General features: G+C 31.4%; 1 protein-coding gene. It reads right to left on the reverse strand.

Annotated elements, in window-relative coordinates; all coding sequences use genetic code 11:
- Positions 1 to 184: 184 nt before the first annotated feature.
- Positions 185 to 865, reverse strand: coding sequence for an ABC transporter ATP-binding protein (locus tag EP747_RS23930; RefSeq protein ID WP_129692486.1), 681 nt, complete (start codon positions 863 to 865; stop codon positions 185 to 187).
- Positions 866 to 1081 lie beyond the last annotated feature (216 nt).

Below are 1081 nucleotides of genomic sequence, written 5' to 3' on the forward strand. Positions count from 1 at the left end.
ATTTTATCTGTTTCTTCAAAATAAGGCTTCATCTTTTGTTCGGCTCTGTCTTTGAGTGTGGATTTTTCCATATAATTTTGGATAAAGGTCCCACCCACACACAATAAAATTATAAGTAACATCCAAAGGAAATGTCGTTTACGCCAGAATTTTTTCAATTCGAATAGTATGAAGTTAAATATAATCACCCCTCATCAAAGAAAATTTTTTTATAACGTTCTTCTGTACTCATTGAAAGTTCCTCATTTATAAGGACTCCTTTCTTCAAAAATAAGACATGAGAAGTGACACGATCAATTTCTGATAAGTTATGTGACGAAAGAAGTATTGCTGTTCCTTGTTCTACTAACTGTAATAATAGCTCACGCACTTTAATCGCACTCGACGGATCTAGACCATTCAACGGCTCATCTAAAATCAGCAATTTTGGTTGATTAACAATAGCCAAAGTCAAAAGTAAAAGTTGCTTCATTCCAAGCGAATAATAAGCAACCTTTTTGTTCAAATAGCCATCAACTCCTACTATTTCAGCTGTTTGTATTAGTTGTTTCCTTGTTATTCCTTGTATATCTCCAATGAATTGGAGATGATCATATCCTGTTAAATAATCATAAAGAACCGAATTATCTTGCATGAAAGAAATTTCTCGAAATATAGTTGGATTTTTATTACTTTTTCCTAGAATAGTAACTTCACCTTGATCAGCAGCTAAAAGGTTAGTAATTGTGTTTAGAAGGGTCGATTTCCCAGATCCATTTGGACCTACTAGAGCTACAATTTGTGGCTTGTGAATTTCAAATGTAATCCCTGATAATACTTTTTCATTTCCAAATGATTTATGAATTTGATTGACTGATAAAATCATCACCATCATTCCTTCTATAAACAAATTGAGAATCTTTAAGTTATTAAAAATACTTTCATCATCTCACAATCGAATTTTCCATATTATGTTAATTTCTTCCCTAAAATGATTTTACCTTCATTACTTTTTTAAAGAATATTAATAATATATTTACTTGAGAGCAAAAAAACCGACTTAATAGTCGGTCATGTTGTTGAACTAACGCATGCGTTAGTT

It is taken from the genome of Gottfriedia acidiceleris (genome assembly GCF_004138285.1).
GTDB lineage: Bacteria > Bacillota > Bacilli > Bacillales > Bacillaceae_G > Gottfriedia > Gottfriedia acidiceleris_A.

Excerpts from the sequence above, each read along its gene's own strand:
- EP747_RS23930 (WP_129692486.1), bottom strand. The coding sequence starts at position 865 with ATGATTTTATCAGTCAATCAAATTCATAAATCATTTGGAAATGAAAAA.